Source organism: Neobacillus novalis NBRC 102450 (genome assembly GCF_001591805.1).
Classification (GTDB): domain Bacteria; phylum Bacillota; class Bacilli; order Bacillales; family Cytobacillaceae; genus Neobacillus; species Neobacillus novalis.
In genome coordinates this window covers 1-1,423 of sequence record NZ_BCVP01000092.1, presented here as the reverse complement: position 1 = coordinate 1,423, position 1,423 = coordinate 1, and the positions used below count along the sequence as shown (strand labels likewise).

2 protein-coding genes are annotated in these 1,423 nt (G+C 35.6%); both read left to right on the top strand.

Features of this window, described 5'->3' with window-relative positions; genetic code table 11:
• Positions 1 to 369: IS200/IS605 family transposase (gene tnpA / locus BANVL01_RS26425; protein ID WP_066148210.1), on the top strand; the 369-nt coding region annotated here is incomplete at its 5' end.
• Between the two features lie 4 nt (positions 370 to 373).
• The coding region (locus BANVL01_RS26420; RefSeq protein WP_066148207.1) for a hypothetical protein at positions 374 to 1,423 on the top strand (1,050 nt) is incomplete at its 3' end.

The window sequence follows — 1,423 nt, the reverse complement described above, 5'->3', positions numbered from 1 at the left end:
GTAGTATATTCTTGTAAATATCATGTGGTTTGGTGCCCAAAATATAGAAGAAGTGTCTTAATAAATGGAGTAGATGAAAGACTTAAATCTATTATTTTTGAAGTTGCAGAAGAAACTCGTTCTGATGTGATTGAAATGGAGATTATGCCTGATCATGTTCATCTCCTTGTTGAATGCGACCCCCAATTTGGAATTAATAAACTCATTAGAATGATGAAAGGAAGAAGTTCTCGATATTTACGAAGTGAATTTCCTTGGTTAAAAAGTAGAATCCCTTCCCTTTGGACGAATAGCTATTTTGTATCCACTGTAGGCGGCACAACACTTGAAGTGGTGAAACAATACATAGAAAACCAAAAAGGAGTGTAATACCATGGCAACATCAAAAGAAAGAACGCCCTCTTTTGTAGCGACGATTCGATTGAAAACGAATTTGAAGGAAGAGAAACAGCTTTTGGTGTTGTCTGATTGTGCCAGGCAGCTATATAACGCATGTCTTGGTGAATGTTTGAAAAGACTTAAGGCGATTCAAGGAACGGATCTATACAAGGAAAGCATTCAATTATCAAAAACGTCGAAAGCAGATGTAGAGTTACGCAGGGCTAATTTTAAAGATCTCAATGAGACGTACGGATTTAAGAACGCTTCCATTCAATCATTTGGGACAAAAACGAAAAATGATTCCAAATTTATTGCCGAACATTTGGGAACTCACGTATGTCAAAAAATCTCTACCCGTGCTTTTAAAGCTACTCAAAAATTTGCATTTAAACTAGCTAAAAAAGTGAAGTTTAAACATAAGGGTGAGTTTGTATCATTAGAAGGGAAAAATAATAAAACATTTCTTACGTATTCGAACGGATATGTTTTCGTCGGGAAAAACCTTACATTGAAATGCTTATTTGATCCGAAAGATAAATGGATGCAGTATGCCTTAAAACAGAAAATAAAGTATTGCAGGATTATAAAAAAGGAAGTAAAAGGGGAAAATCGTTTTTATGTTCAATTAATCCTAGAAGGAAATCCTTATCGTAAATATGAATTAGGTAAGGAAGAAATAGGATTAGACATAGGTCCTTCTACGATTGCGATAGTAGGGGAATCGAAAGCGGAATTAAAAGAGTTTTGTGAAGAAGTGGCTTTACTGGATAAAGAAAAAAGGCGAATAAACCGTAAAATGGACAGGCAGCGAAGAGCCAATAATCCGAACAACTTTCAAAACAATGGAGTAGTGAAAAAAGGGAAAAAGGAATGGTTTTACTCCAATCGATATATCCATACACGTTCAAAGCATCGAGAAATGGAACGGAAAATAAAAGACGTAAGAAAGCAGCTTCATGGACGAGACACGAACCAAATCTTGCACCGCGCTTCTTCTATACAAACAGAAAAACTGTCCTACAAAGCATTTCAGAAACTGTTT